Source organism: Nonomuraea sp. ZG12 (assembly GCF_052068115.1).
GTDB lineage: Bacteria > Actinomycetota > Actinomycetes > Streptosporangiales > Streptosporangiaceae > Nonomuraea.
This window is the reverse complement of record NZ_JBQHCW010000011.1, coordinates 230,441-251,256: the sequence shown is the minus strand read 5'-3', so window position 1 is coordinate 251,256 and position 20,816 is coordinate 230,441. Positions and strand designations below refer to the sequence as shown.

At 71.4% G+C, this 20,816-nt stretch carries 16 protein-coding genes; 9 read left to right on the top strand and 7 right to left on the bottom strand.

All coding sequences use genetic code 11. The features are described 5' to 3' along the window. Positions 1 to 77 precede the first annotated feature (77 nt). The 3 genes from ACTMTF_RS28605 (at position 78) to ACTMTF_RS28595 (ending at position 2,292) form a co-directional block, all read left to right on the top strand. Positions 78 to 335, top strand: coding sequence for a DUF4352 domain-containing protein (locus tag ACTMTF_RS28605; protein WP_441113453.1), 258 nt, complete (start codon positions 78 to 80; stop codon positions 333 to 335). 243 nt (positions 336 to 578) lie between these two features. Then, on the top strand, positions 579 to 2,168 hold the full coding sequence (locus ACTMTF_RS28600; RefSeq protein WP_441113452.1) for a hypothetical protein: 1,590 nt from the start codon (positions 579 to 581) through the stop codon (positions 2,166 to 2,168). Beyond that, positions 2,161 to 2,292 (top strand): hypothetical protein, encoded by a 132-nt coding sequence (locus tag ACTMTF_RS28595; protein WP_441113451.1) that lies wholly within the window; start codon positions 2,161 to 2,163, stop codon positions 2,290 to 2,292. The genes ACTMTF_RS28600 and ACTMTF_RS28595 overlap by 8 nt, the downstream gene beginning before the upstream one ends. A 152-nt stretch (positions 2,293 to 2,444) precedes the next feature. Here ACTMTF_RS28595 and ACTMTF_RS28590 read toward each other — a convergent pair whose 3' ends face one another. Further along, complete coding sequence (locus tag ACTMTF_RS28590) at positions 2,445 to 2,666, bottom strand: DUF397 domain-containing protein (protein WP_441113450.1); 222 nt, start codon at positions 2,664 to 2,666, stop codon at positions 2,445 to 2,447. A 108-nt stretch (positions 2,667 to 2,774) separates the two neighbouring features. Between ACTMTF_RS28590 and ACTMTF_RS28585 the strand changes: the two genes are divergently transcribed. Continuing rightward, positions 2,775 to 3,116, top strand: a complete 342-nt coding sequence (locus ACTMTF_RS28585; RefSeq protein WP_441113449.1) for an alpha/beta fold hydrolase — start codon at positions 2,775 to 2,777, stop codon at positions 3,114 to 3,116. A 191-nt stretch (positions 3,117 to 3,307) separates the two neighbouring features. Here ACTMTF_RS28585 and ACTMTF_RS28580 read toward each other — a convergent pair whose 3' ends face one another. From ACTMTF_RS28580 to ACTMTF_RS28570, 3 genes are all read right to left on the bottom strand, one after another. Beyond that, the gene (locus ACTMTF_RS28580) at positions 3,308 to 4,033 is read right to left on the bottom strand and encodes a dienelactone hydrolase family protein (RefSeq protein ID WP_441113448.1); all 726 of its coding nucleotides are present in this window, start codon (positions 4,031 to 4,033) and stop codon (positions 3,308 to 3,310) included. A 251-nt stretch (positions 4,034 to 4,284) separates the two neighbouring features. Beyond that, on the bottom strand, positions 4,285 to 6,540 hold the full coding sequence (locus tag ACTMTF_RS28575; protein WP_441113447.1) for a DUF4132 domain-containing protein: 2,256 nt from the start codon (positions 6,538 to 6,540) through the stop codon (positions 4,285 to 4,287). 57 nt (positions 6,541 to 6,597) lie between these two features. Beyond that, on the bottom strand, positions 6,598 to 8,775 hold the full coding sequence (locus tag ACTMTF_RS28570; protein WP_441113446.1) for a DUF4132 domain-containing protein: 2,178 nt from the start codon (positions 8,773 to 8,775) through the stop codon (positions 6,598 to 6,600). Positions 8,776 to 8,837: 62 nt separating this feature from the next. On the opposite strand from ACTMTF_RS28570, the gene ACTMTF_RS28565 reads away from it, so the two are divergent. Then, positions 8,838 to 9,587, top strand: a complete 750-nt coding sequence (locus ACTMTF_RS28565) for a crotonase/enoyl-CoA hydratase family protein (protein ID WP_441113445.1) — start codon at positions 8,838 to 8,840, stop codon at positions 9,585 to 9,587. Between the two features lie 48 nt (positions 9,588 to 9,635). Here the strand turns inward: ACTMTF_RS28565 and ACTMTF_RS28560 are convergent, their stop codons facing one another. Together ACTMTF_RS28560 and ACTMTF_RS28555 are read right to left on the bottom strand one after the other, a co-directional pair. Then, positions 9,636 to 10,061, bottom strand: coding sequence for a pyridoxamine 5'-phosphate oxidase family protein (locus ACTMTF_RS28560; protein ID WP_441113444.1), 426 nt, complete (start codon positions 10,059 to 10,061; stop codon positions 9,636 to 9,638). A 113-nt stretch (positions 10,062 to 10,174) separates the two neighbouring features. Continuing rightward, on the bottom strand, positions 10,175 to 11,452 hold the full coding sequence (locus tag ACTMTF_RS28555; RefSeq protein WP_441113443.1) for an FAD-binding oxidoreductase: 1,278 nt from the start codon (positions 11,450 to 11,452) through the stop codon (positions 10,175 to 10,177). Positions 11,453 to 11,506: 54 nt separating this feature from the next. Between ACTMTF_RS28555 and ACTMTF_RS28550 the strand changes: the two genes are divergently transcribed. After that, the gene (locus ACTMTF_RS28550) at positions 11,507 to 14,827 is read left to right on the top strand and encodes a BTAD domain-containing putative transcriptional regulator (RefSeq protein ID WP_441113442.1); all 3,321 of its coding nucleotides are present in this window, start codon (positions 11,507 to 11,509) and stop codon (positions 14,825 to 14,827) included. Positions 14,828 to 14,831: 4 nt separating this feature from the next. Further along, positions 14,832 to 16,013 carry a non-homologous end-joining DNA ligase gene (gene ligD, locus ACTMTF_RS28545; protein WP_441113441.1) on the top strand — a complete coding sequence of 394 codons (1,182 nt, stop codon included), beginning with the start codon at positions 14,832 to 14,834 and terminating at the stop codon, positions 16,011 to 16,013. Positions 16,014 to 16,142: 129 nt separating this feature from the next. On the opposite strand, the gene ACTMTF_RS28540 is transcribed toward ligD, so the two are convergent. Then, entirely contained in the window at positions 16,143 to 17,126 is a 984-nt protein-coding gene (locus ACTMTF_RS28540) for a LacI family DNA-binding transcriptional regulator (RefSeq protein WP_441113440.1), read from the bottom strand. A gap of 124 nt (positions 17,127 to 17,250) precedes the next feature. Here ACTMTF_RS28540 and ACTMTF_RS28535 point away from each other — a divergent pair, with 124 nt between their 5' ends. Both ACTMTF_RS28535 and ACTMTF_RS28530 read left to right on the top strand, forming a co-directional pair. Next, complete coding sequence (locus tag ACTMTF_RS28535) at positions 17,251 to 19,170, top strand: primary-amine oxidase (RefSeq protein WP_441113439.1); 1,920 nt, start codon at positions 17,251 to 17,253, stop codon at positions 19,168 to 19,170. A gap of 13 nt (positions 19,171 to 19,183) precedes the next feature. After that, entirely contained in the window at positions 19,184 to 20,815 is a 1,632-nt protein-coding gene (locus tag ACTMTF_RS28530; protein ID WP_441113438.1) for an ABC transporter substrate-binding protein, read from the top strand. Position 20,816 lies beyond the last annotated feature (1 nt).

The following is a 20,816-nucleotide window of genomic DNA, read 5'->3' as shown; positions in this document are numbered from 1 at the left end:
CCGAAAGGCCCGAAACGCCCCCATAGGCGTCCCAAACATCCCTCATCGTCCCGAATTATTTCCCTGAGATCACCTCAGTGAAGAACATCGGCAACGAGTCCGAGACTTTCAGCGGTGGTAACCAGAAGCTGTACGACACCAAGGGGCGAGAGTACGAGGCGGATACGGGGGCTGCGATCTTCGTGGACGACTCCAACTCGTTCCTGGAGAAGATCAACCCCGGCAACTCGGTCAAGGGTCTGCTGCTCTACGACGTACCCAAGCGAGTCAAGCTCGACGTGCTCGAACTCCACGACTCGATGTTCTCCGGAGGCGTCCAGGTAAAGCTTCGCTAGGCGGCATTTCCCACAGCGCCGCCAGGTCGATGACGTTCCTGACTCTCCTCGGCCGCAACTGGGCGCTGACGACGGCATGCGAAGTCCGGGCATACTGTACGCCCAGCGAGGTGACCGAGGAGGAAGCCGCCTCCAGGGTCAGCGCCTTGCGTCTTGGTTCGCCGTGTCCGCCTGTCCGGCGGTGCCGTACTAAGATCACTTTCCGTGCTTTCGGATAATTCCTGGCGCATTATCAGGATCGGCTTGGTAGGTCTGATCCTTGCGGCGGCGGTCGCGGGCCTGGCGCTCGGCGACGCCTGGCTCTGGGTGGCCGTCGAATGGTCGCCGCCGGCCTATGCGGGGCTCTACGAGCGCGGCGGGTTCGACACCCCGACGGTTGCGGCGCTGCTTGTGGCCGCCCTGGTGAAGGCCGCGCTCATTTGGCTGATCCTGCGCGCCCCCACTCCGGGACCGCTGGACCGCCGGGAGAAAGCGCTGCGCCGGCTGCTGTATCTGGCGGTGGCGTACACCTTCGTGCTGTGGTATCCGATCGCGCTGCTTCCCGACGCGGTCGACGCGGCATTCCAGCTCGCGCTGTGGACCGCGATCGACGTCCTCTACCTGCTCGTCATCCGCTGGCGATCCCGCGTGCTGCGCGCGGCGGCTGGCGCGATGTTCGCGGTCGAGCTGGCCGGGATGGCCAACGAACTGCTCGACGAACTCGACCTCCCAGAGCTCGGCTCGGGCGGCATCGTCGGACTGGGCCTGATGCTGGGCGGAGCGGCGGCGATCATCATCACGGTCGTCGGGCAGTGGCGCGACGGTCGGTGGAGCCGCGGCACGCTGGTCGCCGGGTGGTTGTCGGTGGGCGTCTATGCGCTGGCGCTCCCGCTCAACGTTCTCTTCGGGGAGATCTTCAGCGGCAGTCTGGCGATGCCGGTCATGATGGACGCGGTGGGGCTCGTCAGCACCGTGTGGATCGCGGCGACCGCCCGTGAACTGCCCGCTGGGGACCGCCTGGCGGACCTTGAGCCCGCGCGGCGGCGCATGGTCCGCGTTGCGGTGGCGGCCGTGGCCGTACTGCCGATCATCACACAGATCCACCCGGAGCAGACCGCGCATCTCACCTACACAGGCTGGTCGATGGGCTGCTATGACCGGCCCAGCTTCGGCGACCTGAAACCCGCCGAACGCGACGCCGCCTTCCTGTGCCGGGCGCGGAGCACAGACGGCGGAGTCCCGCCCATGTTCCCGGACAGCCTGGCGGACCAGGAGGTCCTCGCGTACGGTCGGGCGCTGTGCCGTACGAAGGACCGCGACGAGCAGGAGGCGATCCTGACGCGGGCCGGGAGCGCGCGGCCCGCCTCGGGCGCGGACCCGTGGGATCTCGTCTACGTCTGCCCGGAGATCGTCAGCGCGACCCATCCCGAGCTGCTGCGGTCGACCAGGGAGACGGAGGCGGCGAACACCGCCTACATCGCCGAGCAGAACGCGAAGTGCCGCGACCCGTGGCCCCGGACGAAGGGCGTCGTCCAGGCCACAGCCAACTACTTCCTCTTCGCCGACGGCGATGCCGGCTATCTGGTCCACGACCCCGGGGACGAAGCGGCCGGCAAGGCGGCGGAGCGGGCGATGGACAGGGTCTACGACGACAGCGCCCGGATCGGGGTGGCCGGCAGCGCGGTGCTCATCGGGCACCTCGACGACGTCATTGACCTGTGCCTTACGGTCAAGGCCTTCCGCACCGCGCCGCCCCAACGGATAGCCGGGTGGGATCAGGTCAACGAGGTGCCGGCTCACCGTGCCGGAGATGGGCGAGGACGGAGAGGTGGGCGCGGGTGCCCCGATGCCTAATCTGGCGATCGCGGGGAAGGGCGGCTACCGGCTCCGCGCCTATGTACGGATCAGCGATGCGGGGGAGAAGCACCTGGTCGTCGTGTTCCCGGGTGCGTCGAGGAAGCGGCTCAAGCTGAAGTAGTGAGCGGTGGCGGGGCACGCTCTCCTCCGCCGCCCTTCTACAGGCGGCCGGAGATATACGTGTTCATCCTCCGGGACGGGCTCCCATGCGCCGGGCTGCGTACGGGAAGGGCCGCCACCAGTGGGTCGCTGGGGGCGGTGTGGTGGGTGGGGCTAGAAGTCGAAGATGCCAGTTTTCGCGCCTGTTACGAACTTGTCCCAGACGGCCCGGCGGAGAATCCACGGGTCGGTGTCCGGTTGCTCGGTGTCGCGCAAGGCGACACGGCCGTCTGACAGATGCTTCGCCTCCAGGCACTCGCCACCCTGACCGCTTGATGCGGTGATCCAGCCCTTGGGGTCAGCGATTTCCCGCGTGATGTCTCCGCTTAACTCCACGTCGTCACTCTCTCCTTGATCCGCTGTATTGACAGGTACTCGGGAAGCGCCGCCTTACGCACGCATTCGAGCCGACGCACGAGCCTTTTGATCTCGTCGGTTTTGTCAATGACGAGCCCATGGAGGGCTGATTCGACGTATGCGGCGATCGGCACTCCATCCTCCTGCGCCAAGGAGGGACTGTGGCCGCGTTTCGATCGCGAGGTCACGGTGGCCGCACTCGCCGCCGCGTGCCGGCGGTCCTACTGGGCTGAATGGCAGCGGATCCGGTGCCCGGCGCTGGTGGTGTTGGGGGAGAAAGGGTTCATCGGTCCCCAGGAGAGCGACCGGATGCGTCGTCTTCGGCCTGACATCCCGATCGTGGTGATCGACGGAGTCGGTCACGATCTCCACTTGGAGGATCCGCAGGCGCTATATGAGCAGATGGCGGGGTTTCTGCGCCATCCGTGACAGACGGCGCCACTCGCCGCGACTGTCAGTGGCCGTCGTTGGCCTGTTGGTGAGTGTCCAAGGCTTAGAAACCCCTGACAGGGCCCGACCAGCGGCGCCCTGTGAGGGGTTCCGCTCATCCGCACGGCTGACTCGACCGTGCCGGCCGGAACGGGCCTGGCCGGCGCGTCGCGAGCTACAAGGCAGTGGCCTCAGACAAGGTGCCGGGCGAAGAACCGCAGCGCGTTGTCGGTTTCGTACGCGGGGATCTCCAAGTGGTCGCCGGTGTTGGCGTGCAGGGTCTTGTCAGTCGAGGCCAAGGCGTCGAACAGTGCCAGGGCCTGGTCCCGGGACACCAACGAATCGTTCCATTGGAGCAGGAACTGCACCGGTACGGTGACCCGGGCGGCGGTCTCGGTCAGCCCCTGCGCGCCGAGCAGGCCGAGCACCGCGGCGCGGATCCGGGGTTCGGCGGCGAGCAGCGGCACGCCGAGCCCGGATCCCATCGACACCCCCCAGTAGCCGACCGGCCCGGCGCCCACGTGGTCGAGCTCCTGGACCGCGCTCAGGACGGCCTGCCAGTCGGGGACGGCCTGCTCGGCCAGCAGGTCGTGCATGGCAACGACCACCTCGGTCGCATCCTTGCCGGCGGCCATGTGGGCCTGCATGTCGCTCGCCAACCGCATGACCTGTTCGTCTTTCGGCCGATCGCCGTGGCTGGGGGCGTCGATCGCGGCGACGGCGAAACCGCCCTCGGTGGCGAACCGGTGGGCGCCGGCCAGGATGCCGGGGGCCTGTTTGTGCTGGCCGCCGCCGTGTCCCATCAGGATCAGCGGGCGGGGGCCGGTGGCGTCATGGGGCGTGAACAGGACGCCGGTGATCTCGCCGAGGGTGAAGGACTGTTCGGTGACGCCGTCGGTCGACATCTGGGAGGTCAAGCTGAAGCGCATAGTGTTCCAAAGCCTTTCGGGGGTGCCTTGTGCGGGTGCTCCCTAGACCATGCACGGGAGGGAGGCCCCACCTGTCATCACAGTGTTGATCGTTCTCACCCATTCTCACCGTCGTAGTGAGATACTGCGGCGCCTCGCGGAGCCGGAAAGAGACCTGCCGAGACATTCCGTACGGTGAAGGTCATACCGGCGGCGAAGGCTCACGTGGAAAGGTCCGACCCACACGTCTGTGCGGTGGCTCAGCCCCTGATCTGGCGGGTGATGGACGGGTCGGTGATGGCGGTGTCGTCGGCCAGGAGGAAGGCTTTGCTGAGGATGAGCGCGAGTCGGCCGTCTTCCTCGAAGGGGAGGAACAGCCCCGCGTGCGGATCGCGAGCTGAGACGATGCACAGGTAGGCGTCGTTGGGCTCCATGAGGATGTTGCCCGAGCCCAGGTGGATCTTGTAGGTGCGCAGGTCGCCTCGCACCACCAGGAACCGGTCGGTGACCGTACACCGTTCGGCGATGGCCGTACGGCCGAGCAGCCGGGACAGCGCGTCCCGGCGTACCTCGGCCGACGGCGGCAGCGGCCCGAACGAACCCGCCTGCCAGTAGTCCCGCAGCCGATCCGGCCCGCCGTCGGTCCATTCGGGGTAGCTCGCGATCGAGGTGACCGCGACGAACAGGTCCACGTCGCGCATCGCCTCGCTGAACACCAGCGGCGGCACCTCGCTCAGCGCCGCCGCTCGCCACGCGCCCTCGGAAAGCCGGTGGAAGCGGACCTGGTCGGTGACCGCGTAGCCGTCGTCGTCCGGCAGGAGATCATGGCAGAGCGTCACCCGCCACCGCCCCCCGGTCACCACCCGCCGAGCCTCCCCGGAGCTGCCGCCGTCCCAGAACCCGAGGTAGTCGGCCTGCCAGCCCCGCTGCTTGAACAGCGCGTACAGCTTGCGGTAGTCCACCACATGCGCGGCGAACCGGTTGGAGTAGAGCTCTGTCGTCTCCTCGGCGGGCGTCAGCAGATAGACCTCACGAAAAGCTTGCTTGAACGGCTGCCGCAGCTCCTTGTCCTGCACCACCTCCCGCCAGGCACGCACGTCGGCCACCGAGGCGCGGGCCGGATGCCACAGGCGCACCGGCACGTCCGGCACGCTCAGCCCCAGCTCGCTGCGCCACTCACCAGGCGACACCTCGAACTCCCAGATCAGCCGGTCCGCGATCGGCTGCCCCTCCAGCCGGCGATAGGGCGGGGTCACGTCACTGGTGTGTCCGGCCTCCAGCGCCCTGACCAGCGTCGCCTGCTGCTGCCGGACCTGCTTGGCCAGCGCCCGCAGCCGCTTGACCTCCTCGGGATGCGCACGCTTGACCGCCGCCGGGACCGACTTGAGCTTCTTGTCCCCCTGCCACCACGACAGCTCGACCTCGCCCTCGGTCGAGATCACCGCCGTGTGCTCACCCACCGCCTGCCGCACCCGCCCGTCGGGCAGCCGCAACGCGACCTCGACCCGCCCGGCCAAGGCGACCTCGATCCGCTTGAACATGCGGTCCAGCTGCTTGGGCACCCCGGCATGCCGGGTCGCCTGACGGGCGGCCCGCAGCGCCGAGATGGCCTCGGGGGTCGGGTGGTCCTCCACCGCGCGGGCGATCTCGAACAGCACTCCCTGCGAGGGCAGTGTCCTGGCCTCGGTGGGCGCCACCGCCACGCCGCGCAGCAGCCCGTCCAGCAGGGAGGGCAGCCACGGTTCGTCCTGGAACAGCGCTAACCGTGCGGCCCGGCCGATGGTCTCCTTCTCCCCGGTCGCGAACGCCTTGTCCGCCCGATACGGGATCTTCCCGGCGTGGATCGCCGCGACGCGGCCCTCGGCCGTCTCCAGGGTCACCCGCGCGAAGTCCCGGTGATCGGGGAGGCCGCCGAGCCGCTCCAGGACGTCGGGCAGGGGAGGGGAAGCGTTGTGGGACTGCTCCCGGGCCCATTCGGCGAACAGTGCCCGCCGGGCCACATCCCAGCCGAGCAGCAGCTCCACCTCGGCGACCGCGATCGGCCCGCGCCCTTCGGTGAGCTGCGCGGCCACCTCCGCGTCCAGCCCCGCGATCCCGGCCGTGGCCAGCAGGGAGAAGGGGCTGTCCAACCGCTTCTCGCGCAGCAGGAACCGGACCAGCGTGCGGGCGGGATCGGCCAGCCGCTCCAGCGGCGCTCCCGCCGGGCACCGCACCAGCGCACCGATGCCGACGGACAGGTCCGCCCATTTCCGGGCCGGCAGTCGGTCGACCAACGCCTCGAACAGATCGACGCACGCCTCGGGCGTGAACACCGGCTGCCTCGTGCGCGCCTCCGCCTCGGTCGCGAAGCGCGCCATCCTGGCCCCACCGTCCCGCTTCCCGACCCGGTAGGCGGCCGGGATCAGCGTGCCCAACTCGACCGCGTTCACCCGGGAGACGTCCGGCCACGCCGTGTGGTCCTGCCTGTCTCCGGTCATCAGATCCAGGAGGTACTGGGCTTGAGAGGAAAGCTCCATGGGGAAGATCCTGCCGGACGTCTCCGACAAAGTTGACGCGAACGTCCGCGCGGTGGGTCAGCCCGTGATCTGGCGGGTGATGGACGGGTCGGTGATGGCGGTGTCGTCGGCCAGGAGGAAGGCTTTGCTGAGGATGAGTGCCAGTCGGCCGTCTTCCTCGAAGGGGAGGAACAGCCCTGCGTGGGGGTCGCGGGCTGAGACGATGCACAGGTAGGCGTCGTTGGGCTCCATGAGGATGTTGCCCGAGCCCAGGTGGATCTTGTAGGTGCGCAGGTCACCCCGGACCATCAGGAAGCGGTCGGTCATGGTGCATCGCTCGGCGATGGCCGTACGGCCGATCAGGCGGGCCAGCGCGTCCCGGCGCACCTCGGCGGACGGTGGCAGCGGCCCGAACGAACCCGTCTCCCAGTAGCCCCGCAGCTCGTCCGGCCTGTTGGCGGCCCATTCGGGGTAGCTCGCGATCGAGGAGACGGCGACGAACAGGTCCACGTCGCGCATCGCCTCGCTGAACACCAGCGGCGGCACCTCGCTCAGCGCCGCCGCTCGCCATGCGCCCTCGGTAAGCCGGTGGAAGTGGACTCGATCGGTCACCGCGTACGCCTCCGCGTAGGAGAGATACCCGTGGTCGAACGACGCCCGCCACCTACCCCCTGCCAGCACCCGCCGTGCCTGTCCGTCGCCGCCGTCCCAAGGTCCTATGTAGTCGGCCTGCCAGCCCCGCTGCTTGAACAGCGCGTACAGCTTGGGGTAGTCCACCACGTGCTCGGCGAACCGGTTGGAGTAGGTCGCCGTCGTCTCCTCGGCGGGCGTCAGCAGATAGACCTCACGGAAAGCCTGCTTGAACGGCTGCCGCAGCTCCTTGTCCTGCACCACCTCCCGCCAGGCCGTCACCTCCGCCAGCGAGGCGCGGGCCGGATGCCACAGGCGCACCGGCCCGTCGGGCACGCCCAGCCCCAGCTGGCTCCGCCACACGCCGGGCGAGACCTCGAACTCCCAGATCAGCCGCTCGGCGATCGACTGCCCGGCCAACTTGTGGTAGGGCGGCGGGGTATCGCTCGCGTATCCGGCCTCCAGCGCCCGGACCAGCGTCGCCTGCTGCTGCTGAACCTGCTTGGCCAGATCTCGTAGCCGCTTGACCTCATCGGGATGCGCACGCTTGACCGCAGCCGGAACCGACTTGAGCTTCTTGTCCCCGTGCCACCACGACAGCTCGACCTCGCCCTCGGTCGAGATCACCGCCGTGTGCTCACCCACCGCCTGCCGCACCCGCCCGTCGGGGAGCCGGAAGGCCACCTCCAGCCGGTTGGCCAGGGCGGGCTCGATCCGCTTGAACATGCGGTCCAGCTGCTTGGGCACCCCGGCATGCCGGGTCGCCCGACGGGCGGCGCGTAACGCCGAGATGGCCTCCGGCGTGGGATGCTCCTCCACCGCGCGGGCGATCTCGTACAGCACGGCCTGCGAGGGCAGCGCCCTGGCCTGCTGGGGCGCCACCGCGACCCCGGGCACGAGCCGCCCCAGCAGCTCGGGCAGCCATGGCTCGTCCAGGAAGAGCGCCAGCCGGGCGGCACGGCCGATGGTCTTCGTCTCGCCGTGGTCGAATGCCTTGTCCGCCCGATAGGGGATCTCCCCGGCGTGGATCGCCGCGACCCGAACCTCCGCCGCTTCCAGCGTCGCGCGGGCGAAGTCGAGGTAGCCGGGCAGGTCGGAGAGCTTGCGCACGTCAAGGGGCGGCCGTGTGAGATGGCTGGGCCGCTCCGCCAGCGACTCGGCGAACAGCGCCCGCCAGGCCACCTCCCGGCCGAGCAGCAAGTCCACCTCGGCGACCGCGATCGGTCCACACCCCTCGGTGAGACGCGGGGCGACCTCCGCGTCCAGCCCCGCGAGCCCCGCCACCGCCAGCACGGTGAAGGGCCGGTCCAGCGACCTGTCGCGCGGCACGAAGCCGAGCACCACGCGCGCCACCTCATCCGGTCGCCCCACCGGCACTCCCGCCGGAAGGGGCACCACCGTGCCGACCTCGACGCACAGGTCCGCCCATTGCTGGATCGACAATTCCTCGATCAGGGGCTCGAACAGCCTGGCGCACGCCTCGGGGGTGACCGGCGGCCGATTCGCCGCCTCCCCGGCCCAGCCGGTGGGGGAGGCGTCGGCCGTGCTTCTGATCATCAGCTCCAGCAGGTGCTGGGCCCGATAGGAGAACCGCATGCGGAAGATCATGCCGGACCCCACCGACACATTCACTCCTGGCCTGGGCCGGGCCCCGGTCGTAGGTTGAGGTGACCTGTGAAGGAGACGGCATGACCGTACGAGTGGAGCGCGAAGGCGCGGTGACGACCGTCGTGCTCAGCAGGCCCGGGGCGCGCAACGCCGTCGACCGTGAGACCGCCGACGCGCTCGCCCGGGCCTTCCGCGCGTTCGACGACTCCGACGCCGACGTCGCGGTGCTGTGGGGAGAGGGCGGGACGTTCTGCGCGGGCGCCGACCTCAAGGCGCTGGACAACCACGTCGGCGAGGACGGCGACGGGCCGATGGGCCTGACCAGGCTGCGCCTGTCGAAGCCGGTCGTCGCGGCCGTCGCCGGGCACGCCGTCGCGGGCGGCCTGGAGCTGGCGCTCTGGTGCGACCTGCGGGTGGCCGAGGAGGAAGCGGTGTTCGGGGTGTTCTGCCGGCGCTGGGGAGTGCCGCTCATCGACGGAGGCACCGTACGGCTGCCGCGCCTCATCGGCGAGAGCCGGGCGATGGACCTGATCCTCACCGGCCGGCCGGTCGGCGCGCGGGAGGCGTACGAGATGGGGCTGGCCAACCGGATCGTGCCCGCAGGCACCGCCAGGCAGGCGGCCGAGGAGCTGGCCCGCGAGATCGCCCGCTTCCCGCAGACCTGCCTGCGCGGCGACCGGCTGTCGGTGCTGGAACAGCACGGCCTCACCGAGGCCGAGGCGATGCGGGGCGAACTCCGGCACGGCCTGGTCTCGCTGTCCGACGCCGCCGACGGCGTGGCCCGCTTCGCCTCCGGAGCGGGCCGCCACGGCGACTTCGGGCAGTTGTAGCCCAAGGCCGTCCAGGCGTCATGGGCCGGGCGGTTGCGGCGGCGGTCATCACGCGTAGCGGCGTACGGTCTCCGGGTGGATGACGACGCGGAGCTGGTCGGCGGCCAGCATCGCGGCCAGATCGCGGGCCCGGGCCGGGTCGTCGAGGTCCCAGTAGCGAGCGGCGAGGCGGGAACACAGGTCGTGCGCTCCATCGACCTCCATCGTGGCGCGGCCGACGACGGACACCCAGTGTTCGCGCTCACCCACGGGGGCTGCGACAACGATCGAGGCGCGGGGGTCGCGCCGCAGGCGCCGCACCTTCAGCGAGTCCGGCTCCGTGATGAACTGGATGGTCCCCTCCGCGGTGACCTCGAACCACACTGGCCGGGGTTGCGGCGGCTGCGTTCCCCCGGCCACGGACAGGAACCCGTGCAGTGGGCGGCTGAGGAACTCGAGGTCCTCGGCGGTCAGCAGGGTGGTGTCGGTGCTCATGGCAGTGATTCAATGCTGTCCGCTCGGACGAAGCCATAGGTGAAAAGCCAGATTTCCTGTGTCATCGTCCAATTTTGGTGGCGCGGCTGGAATGACAACTCCCGGGACCAGAGCTAGAGCACGGGGAAGTTCGCCCTGATCACGCCGCGCGGGTCGCGGGTCCGCTTGAGGTCGCGCAGCCTGTCGAGCGTCTCGCGGGGGAAGGCGGACGCTGCGTGCTCGCCGCTGTGCAGCATCGTGTACGGCGTGCGACCGGTCGTGTGCGGCACCAGGGCCTTCGACAGGCCTTCGATCCGGTCGGCGGTGGCCTGGGACGGCAGGCCGAACAGGTAGGCCAGGTACGGCTCGGCCAGGTGACCGGCCGCGCCACCGCCTGGGGCGGGCCTGGACAGGGCGCCGCCCAGGTGCCTGATCTGCACACTGATCAGCGGGTCGATCGGCTCGGCCAGCAGCACCTCGGCCACCGCGTCGTCCAGGCCCGTCAGCAGGTGCGCGCTGCTCATGCCGGGGCCGGGATCGGTCGGCTCGGCGCAGATGCCGCCCAGCTCGGCCACCGGCAGCAGGCCGCGGCTGTCGCTGAGCGCGCCGGCGATCCGCTCGAAGGGGCTCAGCAGGGCGCCCGGGTGCTCGCCCAGGAAGGTGCAGTCCACCGCGACGAAGCCCGGCCCGCCAGGGAACTTCAGCAGGTCGAACCAGACGGTCAGCTCGTCCGGAGCCGTCGCCGTGACCGCACGGTAGGCGGCCAGCACCTCCGGCGCCCGCTCCACCGGCCACATGATCCGCCCGCCGTACAGGAAGGGCGCCGGATGCAACCCGAACTCCAGCCCCGTCACCACGGCGAAGTCACCGCCGCCACCGCGCAGCGCCCAGAACAGCTCCGGGTCCGTCTCCGCCGTCACCCTGATCCGCGCGCCGCTGGCATCGACCGCGTCGACGGCGAGCACACTGTCGGCGGCGAACCCGTACGCCCTGCTGAACCAGCTCAGCCCGCCACCCAGCGTGTACCCCGTCACCCCCACCACCGGGGAGCTCCCCGCCAGGCCCGTCAACCCGAGCGGGCTCGCGGCGGCCAGCACCTGCCCCCACTGGGCACCCGCCCCGGTCCGCGCCACCCCGTCGGTGATCTCCACGCTGTTCAGCCGGTGAGTCCGCAGCAGGATCGTGCCCTCGGACGAGGCGCCGGCGCCGTGGCCGGTCGGCTGGGCCGTCACCGCCAGGCCGTGCAGGGCGGCGTAGCTGATCGTCGCGGCCACGTCGTCGGTGTCCGCCGCCTCGACGACCGCGAGGACCGGCTGGTCCACCGCCAGGTTCCAAGGTCGGCGCGCCTCGTCGAAGCCCGGGTCGCCGACGGTCCAGGTCGTGCCGCTGATCGCGTTCTTCAGTTCGTTCATGGGAACGAGTGTGCGGTTAACGAATTGACGGTGGCTTGAGGTTGACTTGGGGTCGTGGAGGTTCGACTGTTCGGTCCGCTTGAGGTGTACGACGCCGACGGCGTCAGGCTCGATCCCGGCACGCGCAAGCAGCGGGCCGTGCTGGCCATGCTCGCCCTGCGGCCGGGCACGGCCGTCTCGCTCGACCGCCTCATCGAGGAGCTGTGGGCGGGCGAGGCCCCGGCCAAGGCCACCGGGACGCTGCAGGCGTACATCTCCCACCTGCGGCGGGTGCTGGAGCCGGGCCGCAGGCCGCGCACCCCGCCCGCGCTGCTCCTCACCCGCGAGCCCGGCTACCTCCTGGACATCACGCCCGCCGAGACGGATGTGGGCCGCTTCGCCGCCTGGGCCGCCGACGGCCGCCGCCTGACCCGGTCCGGTCGGCACGCCGAGGCCGCGGCGGTGCTCGATCGGGCGCTGGCGCTGTGGCGCGGGGAGCCGCTGGCGGAGTTCCCCGGCCTGAGCTTCGCCCGCGCCGAGGTCGCCCGGCTGGCCGAGCTGCGCTCGGGTGCGGTGGAAGATCGGCTGGAGGCCCGGCTGGACCTGGGCGAGGCCGGTATCCCCGACCTTGAGGCGCTGACCGAGTCCCACCCTTACCGGGAGCGCGCCTGGGGTCTGCTGGTGCTCGGCCTCTACCGTGCCGGCCGGCAGGCCGAGGCCCTGGCAGCCCTCCGCCGCGTACGCTCCCTCCTGGCGGACGAGCTCGGCATCGAGCCGGGCCCCGACCTGAAGCGCCTGGAACAGGCCGTCTTCAACCAGTCCCCAGACCTGGAACGCCACCCCCACACCGACCCGGCGGACACGATCCCGCGCGCTGCGAAGGTGCCGGACACCCTTGCTGGTCCGCGTGCGGTGGTGACGACGTACGAGTCTGCGGGCTTGCGCGACGCGTCGATTCCGGACGGGCCTGCGGATTCCGCCGTCGCCTCCGCTTCGTACGGCGCGGGTGGTGGGCGGTTGGTGGGGCGGGGCGAGGAGTTGCGGGCGGTCGAGGAGCAGCTGGGGGAGGCGCGGGCCGGCAGGGGCGGGCTGGTGGTGGTCACCGGCGAGGCGGGGATCGGCAAGACCAGCCTGGCCAGGGCCGCCGCCGAGCGGGCGGAGGCGCGCGGGTTCCGGGTGGCGTGGGGGCGCTGCCTGGACGGGGGTGGGGCTCCGGCGTTCTGGCCGTGGACGCAGGCGGGCGTGATCCCGGCTCGGGCGCACGCCGAGCTGTTCGACCTGTACGACGACGTGCTGACGCACCTGCGCACCGGCCCTAACCTGCTGGTGCTGGAGGACCTGCACTGGGCCGACGCCTCCTCGCTGAAGCTGCTCGGCCATGTCGCCGGCGAGCTGCCCCGCACCTCCACGCTGGTCCTCGCCACGCTCAGGCCCGAGCCGGGCGAGCACCCGGAGCAGTTGCGCGAGACGCTCGGCGCGCTGGCCAGGGAGAGCCTGCGGATGCCGCTGGCCCCGTTCGACTCCGACGACGTGCGCGACTACCTGCGCCTGCGCGACGTGCGAGCCGACCCGCTGGCGTTGCTGGACCGCTCGGGCGGCAACCCGTTCTACCTCACCGAGCTGCTCCGCCTGCCGGAGAGCGAACGCGATCTGGTCCCGCCGGGCGCCCGCGACGTCATCGACCGCCGCCTGGCCAGGCTCCCCGCCCCCACCCGGGACCTGCTCAGGGCGGCGGCCGTGGCGGGCCGCGAGGTGGACCTGGAGCTGCTGTCCGCGCTGGCCGAGCGGCCGGTCGAGGAGGTCATGTCCCTGCTGGAGCCCGCCCTCGCGGCCGGGCTGATCACCGAGACGGCCGGTTACCGCTTCTCCCACGACCTGGTACGCCAGGCGCTCGACACAGGGCTCGACCGGCTGGCGCGCGCCCGGATGCACCTCAGGGCGGGCGAGCACCTCGACAAGGTCCCCGGCGCGGACCCGGCACTGCTCGCGGGCCACTTCGCCGCCGCGGCCCCGCTGGGCGGCTCGGCCAGGGCCGTCGAGCACGCGACCGAGGCCGCCCGCCGGGCCGCCGCGGGGCACGGCTACCAGGAGGCCGTCGAGCTGTGGGAGCTCGCGCTCGCCCACCTGCCGCCCGGCGACTCGGCCGCCCGTTGCCGCACCCTGACCGAGCTCGGGCGGGCGCGCCGCGACGCCGGGGACGCCGGTGGCACGCTGCGTGACCTGAGTGAGGCGGTCGCCCTGGCCCGCCGGCTGGGTGACAGGCAGGCGCTGGTGGCGGCGGTGTCGGTGTTCGGCGGCCAGTCGGTGTGGAACTGGCGGCCGTACGGAATCGTGGACGAGGAGATGGTCGAGGTCCTGGAAGAGCTGCTGGCAGGCCCGCTCGCCGACCACGACAGGGCGACCCTGCTGGGCACGCTGGGCGTCGAGCTCTACTACGGCCCCCGCCGGGCCGAGGGCGAACGCCTCGCCGCCGAGGCGGTGGAGCTGGCCCGGACCCTGGACGATCCGGCCCTGCTCGCCAGGACGCTGAACAACCACCTGCTCGCCTCCTTCGTCCCCGGCCGCAACCCGCAGCGGCGGCGCGCGGCCGAGGAGATGCGCGAGATCGCCTGCCTGAGCAGCCAGGCCCGCCTGATCGCCGGGATCTTCCGGATGTCCTGCCTCCTGCGGGCCGGCGAGCTCGCCGAGTGGGAGCGGGAGCTGGCCCGCTGCGAGGAGCTTCTCCGGCGGCTGCGCCGGCCGGAGCTGGAGGCCATGGTCAGGGTGGCGGAGACGGCCGGGCACACCCTGCACGCGCGCTGGCCGGAGGTGGAGTCGCTGCTGGACCGCTTCCCCGGTCTCCGGTACGGCGCGAGCCTGTGGGGGCTGGACGCCCGCCGCCTGACCGCCCTCTACACCTGCAGGCGCGGCCAGGGCAGGGTGGCCGAGATCCTGGACGAGCTCGTCGCCGCCGCCGACCGCCCGCTGCTCACGCCGGTGCGCCCCATCGCCGTGCTGGCCGCCCTCGACGTCGACCGGGAGGACCTGGCCACGGACCTGATCGCCAGGTGGGGCGCCGACCTGCGCGAGGACTGGTCCGCCGACTTCCTGTGGCCTGTCTGGGGGCTGATCGCCGCCCGGCTCGGCACCCCGGACCCCGCAGACCTGTACGCCCGGCTGCTGCCGATCGCGGACCAGCTCATCGTGATGGGCTCGGGCAGCGTCGGCTGGGGCTCGGTCAGGGACGTGCTGGCCCAGCTCGCCCTACGACTCGGCCGTACGGACGAGGCTCGTACGCACGCGCGGGCGGCGATCGACGCCCACCACCGCCTGGGCCTGCCCTACTGGGAGGCCCGCAGCCGCGAGCTGTGGGCGCGAGGCACGACGGGGGATTGTCGGGGCCGCCACGTATCGTGACCTCATGCCTGACATCGAGGTCGCCGGCCGCGAAGTGCGCATCACCAGTCCCGACAAGGTGATCTTCCCACGCGGCGGGCACACCAAGCTCGACCTGATCCGCTACTACCAGGCGGTCGGCGAGGCCGCGCTGCGCGGCGTGCACGGGCGGCCGATGGTGCTCAAGCGGTTCGTGCACGGCATCGAGGAAGAGCCGTTCTTCCAGAAGCGCGCCCCGGCCAAGCGGCCCGACTGGATCGAGGTGGCCGAGCTGCGCTACCGCTCGGGGCTCGGCGCCGAGGAGGTCGTCTGCACGGATCTGGCGCAGCTCGTGTGGGTGGTCAACCTCGGCTGCGTCGACCTCAACCCGCATCCGGTGCGCGCCGACGACCTGGCCAACCCCGACGAGCTGCGCATCGACCTCGACCCGGTGCCCGGCGTCCCCTACTCCGACGTGCTGCGCACCGCGCAGGTCGCGCGGGACGTGCTCGGCGATCACGGGCTGACCGCGTGGCCCAAGACGTCGGGTTCGCGAGGGTTCCACGTCTACGCCAGGATCGACCGGCGCTGGCCGTACGCGCAGGTGCGCAAGGCGGCCGAGACGGTGGCGCGCGAGGTGGAGCGGCGCGCCCCGGACCTGGCCACCAGCCGGTGGTGGAAGGAGGAGCGCCACGGCGTCTTCGTCGACTTCAACCAGAACGCCTACGATCGCACCGTCGCCTCCGCCTACTCCGTGCGCGCCCTCCCCGACGCCCGCGTGTCCACGCCGCTCACCTGGGACGAGGTGCCCGGCTGCCGGCCGGAGGCCTTCACCCTCGACACCGTGCCCCAGCGGTTGCGGGAGGTCGGCGACCCGTGGGAGGACATGGACCTGCACCCCGGCTCCCTCGACGGCCTGCTGGAGCTGGCCGGCAAGCTCGGCCCCGCGCCCAAGCCGCCCAAGGGCAGCGGCCGCAGGCAGCAGACCAGGCCCGTCATCGAGATCGCCAAGGCACAGCACAAGGACGAGGCGATGGCCGGCTTCGAGCGCTGGAAGGGCCGCCACCCGGAGGTGGCCGCCCAGCTGGAGCCGGCCGACGTGCTGGTGGACGGCATGCGCGGGCGCAGCAGCCTGTGGTACCGGATCAGGGTCAACCTCCAGCATGTCCCGGAGGCGCAGCGCCCGCCTCAGGAGCCGCTGGAGGTCGACTACGACCCCTGGACCTGACCTCGCGTGGACCTGACCTGGCGGTGGATCTGGCCTCTCGCCCGGGGCCTGACCCCTCGCTCGGAGCTGACCTCTCGTTTGGATCTGGCCTCTCGTCTGGATCTGGCCTCCGGCACCGGCCCGGCCGGGTCAGGTCGGTGGTGTCAGGGGCCGGGTGGAGGGGCGGAGGATGAGCTCGATGGGGTGGATCCGCTCCGTCCCGGCCGGGGCCCGGCCCGCCAGCAGGTCGAACAGCAGCTCCGCGCAGCGTCGGCCGGCCTCTCTGGGGCGCAGGTCGATGGCGGTGACCGGAGGGTCGGCCTGGAGCATGCTGGGGCCTTCCACGCAGGAGGCGAGCAGCAGCTCACGGCCCTCTTCGCGGAGCAGGGGCAGCACGTCGGCGGCGGCGCCGGCGGGGCCGCAGACCAGCGCGTCGATGCTGGGCCGCACCGCCAGCAGGCCACGGGCGGCGGCCCGGATGTCGTCGCTGGAGCAGTCGAAGGGCACCGTCTCCACCAGCGGCTCGATGCCGTGCCGGGCGCACCACTCGCGGAAGCCGCGGTGCACGGAGGCGGCCCAGTCGCTGGCGTCGCCGGCCACGATGAGCCCGGGCCGGGTCGCCCCTGACTCGCGCAGGTGGTCGAGCAGGGTGTCGAGCATCTCGGCGTGCTCGGACCGCACCACCCCGTCCGCCTGCCTGACCCCTGGGAAGCGCTCGCAGGTGACTGTGGGCAGGCCGGCGTCCATGAGCCGGGCCACGATCGGGTCGTCGCTCAGCGGGTCGCCGAGCACCAGGCCGTCCACCCGTGGGGTGCGGCGGCCGGAGGTGATCAGCGTGACGTCGTAGTCGTGGTCCGAGGCCCCCTGCACGACGCCGAACACGAACGCCATGTAGTAAACGGACCGGGTGAGAACCTCGGGGACGTGCAGGCCGATGGTGCCGGTGCTGGCCCGGCGCAGGTGCCTGGCCGACCCGTTGGGCACGTAGCCGAGTGTCTCGGCGGCCCGCAGCACCCTGGCCCGGGTCTGCTCGGACACGCGCCCGGAGCCGCGCAGGGCGTCGGAGGCGGTCGTCTTGGAGACCCCCGCTGTCTTGGCGACCATGAGGAGGGTGGCCGGCCCGTCTGGGTGCACGCGTTGATGTTAGGCCCTGTTACCACCACGTTTCGACCTGGGATTAGGTCTTGTCCTCGTCCGGCCGCCTCAGTATGTTGACCTCCATGCCGGAACGTTCCGGCACCAAGGAGGCACTGCTCTGATGTCATCTGGAAGGCGGATTCTCGGCGTCGGTGAGCGGCCTCACCCGCTCGACCCGCTCAGCGCGGCGGAGATCGACGAGGCGAGGCGGATCATGGCCGAGGACGGTGTGCTGACCGGCTCCGGCCGGGTCGCCTACCTCGGGGTGGAGGAGCCGCCGAAGGACGCGGTGCTCGCCTCGGCCACGACTCCCCGGCTCGCCCGCGCCCTCCTGATCGACCTGACGAGCGAGGAGTCCCGCGACGTCGTCGTCTCGATCGACGAGGGCCGGGTGCGGTCAAGCCGGCCCATCGACCCGGTGACCGACGGCCAGGTGCCCATGCTGGACGAAGAGCACGCGCTGGTCCGTGAGGTGCTCAAGGCGGATGCGGGCTGGGCGGCCGCCCTGGCCGGGCGCGGCCTGGACGACACGGCCGAGGTCTGGCTCGCCGCCCTGTCCGCCGGCCACTACGACCTGCCGGGGGAGGAGGGCCGGCGCGTCGCCCGCGTCCTGGCCCACCTGCGGCCCACCCCGGAGAGCCTCCCGTGGGCCCACCCGATCGACGGTCTGGTGGCGTACGTGGACCTGCTCAAGGGGGCTGTGATCGGGATCGTCGACACGGGCGCGCAGCCGATCCCCGCCGAGCACGGCGACTACCACCTGCCGGGCGCGTTCGGCGCGGAGCGCACCGGCCAGCGCCCGATCCACATCACCCAGCCGCAGGGCCCCAGCTTCGGCGTCGAGGGCAACCTCGTCACCTGGGAGAACTGGAGCGTGCGGCTCGGCTACGACATGCGCGAGGGCCTGGTGCTGCACCAGCTGGGCTTCGACGGCCGCCCGATCGTCTACCGCGCCTCGGTGGCCGAGATGCTGGTGCCGTACGGCGACCCGAGCCCGGTGCGGTTCTGGCAGAACTACTTCGACACCGGCGAGTACCAGCTCGGCAAGCTGGCCAACTCCCTGGAGCTGGGGTGCGACTGCCTGGGCGACATCACCTACTTCGACGTCACCGTCACCGGCGGGGACGGCCGGCCCAAGGTGCTGCCGAACGCGATCTGCATGCACGAGGAGGACTTCGGTGTGCTGTGGAAGCACACGGATCCGGCCAACGGCTCGCGGGAGACGCGACGGCAGCGGCGGCTGGTGATCTCCTTCTTCGTCACCGTCGGCAACTACGACTACGGCTTCTACTGGTACCTCTACCTCGACGGGACGATCGAGCTGGAGGTCAAGGCCACCGGCATCGTGTTCACCGGCGCCTACGACGAGCGAGCCGCCCCCTACAGCTCCCAGGTGGCGCCGGGGCTGGCCGCGCCGTACCACCAGCATCTGTTCTCCGCCCGCCTGGACATGATGGTGGACGGCCTGGCCAACGCCGTGGACGAGGTCGAGGTCGTCCGCCTGCCGATGGGCGACGACAACCCGGTGGGCAACGCCTTCGGCCGCCGGGCGACCAGGCTGCGCCGCGAGTCGCAGGCCAGGCGGGACGCCGAGCCCGCCGCCGGCCGGGCCTGGCACGTGGTCAACACCGAGGTCGCGGGCCGTTTCGGCGAGCCGGTCGGCTACGCGCTGCACCCCGAGGGCGGCCCCACCCTGCTCGCGCACGAGGACTCCTCGATCGCGGCGCGGGCGGCCTTCGCCAAGCACCACCTGTGGGTCACGCGATACCACCCACAGGAGCGGTATCCGGCGGGTGACCTGGTCAACCAGCACCCCGGCGGCGCTGGTCTGCCCAGGTACGTCGCGGCGGACCGGGACATCGACGGCCAGGACATCGTGCTGTGGCACACGTTCGGGCTGACCCACTTCCCCCGTACCGAGGACTGGCCCGTGATGCCCGTCGACACGTGCGGATTCACCCTGAAGCCCGTCGGATTCTTCGACCGCAACCCCACGCTCGACGTCCCGCCGAGCGCCCCGGCCGAGGGCTCCTGCCACTAGAGAATGAGGCGTCATGCGTTACAGACCGGCTGGTAGCGTCGCGGCCACTCTGGCCGCCATCCTGACCGTCACCGCCTGCGGCGGCGGCACGGCGGCCACTCCCGGCGCGACGCCCGGCGGTGCGGCGGAGACCGTCGCCCCCGGCTACCTCGCGCTCGCGGACGACAAGCTGCCCGCGGGCGGCGCGCTCAACTTCGCGGTGCACATCGACAGCGGCGCGGCGACCGGGCTCGACCCGCAACTCGCGGACGTGGCCACCTCCTGGCAGCTCATGTCGCTGGTCTACGAGACGCTGGTGACCGTGGGCCCGGACTTCAGCCCGCGGCCGATGCTGGCCGAGAGCTGGGAGACCCCTGACCCCACCACGTATGTGTTCAAGCTGCGGCAAGGGGTGAAGTTCTCGAACGGCAGGGAGCTGACCGCCGACGACGTGGTGGGCAGCCTGAAGCGGCTGCTGGCGGCCGAGTCGGTGTGGAAGGGGCAGCTCGGCCCGGTCGACAAGGTGACCAAGGTGGACGACGCCACGGTCAAGGTCACGCTCACCAAGGCGTACACACCGTTCTTGGCGGCGCTCGCGAACGTGCCGGCGGCGATCCTGCCGATGAAGGAGATCGACGACAAGTCGCTCGACATCAGCAAGGAGATGCTCGGCACCGGCCCGTTCAAGGTGGAGGCCCACCGCCAGGACGTGTCATGGAATTTCGTGAAAAATGGGCACTACTGGGACAGCGGCAAGCCGGCCGCCGACTCCCTGACCGTCACCATCGCGCCCGAGGAGGCCGCCCGCGTCGCCGCCGTGCAGAACGGCAGCGTCGGCCTGGCCGCGCTCGGCAACGTGGACTCCGCCGCGATGCTCTCCGGCGCCGCCGACGTCAAGGTCGCCTCGCAGGCCACCACCGACTTCTACTACCTGATGCTCAACTCGCTGAACCCCAAGTTCGCCGATCCCCGGGTCCGGCAGGCGGTGAACATGGCGCTGGACCGCGAGCAGATCGCCGCCGTGGCGCTCGGCGGCCAGGGCAAGCCCACCGGCGTCACCCCCGCCGGCCTGCCCGGCTCCTGCGACCCGGCCACGCTGCCGTCGGCCACCGGGGACGGCGCCGCCAAGGCCAAGGAACTGCTCGCCCAGGCCGGCGTACAGAATCTGTCCTTCACCCTGACCATCTACGCCACCGCGCCCGCGCCCGCCGTCGCCCAGGTGATCCAGCAGAACCTCCAGCAGGCCGGCGTCACCGTGAACATCGAACAGATGGACGAAGCGAGCTGGTCCGGCAAGGTCTACGGCGAGACGCCGGCGAAGTTCGACGCCGCACTGTCCTGGTTCGCCGGATACGCGGACCCGGGCATGGTCACCACCTGGTGGAACCCGGAGGTGGCCGGCTTCAGCAAGGGCTTCATGCGGCCGGACAAGGAGCTCAACGAGCTGATCGCCACCGCGAGCGAGACCCCGGCGGGAGCGGAGCGGACCCGGGCGCTGGCCGAGGTGTGCGCCAAGGTGGACACCGACGCGCAGATGATCCCCCTGGTCACCCGCCCGGTCGCGCTCGCCTACCGGGCCGACCTGGTCAGTCCCGGCCTGTATGCGACCGAGGGGTACGGCAACCTGCTGCGGCTGGTCGCCGACGCCCGTGTGAAGCGGAGCTGAC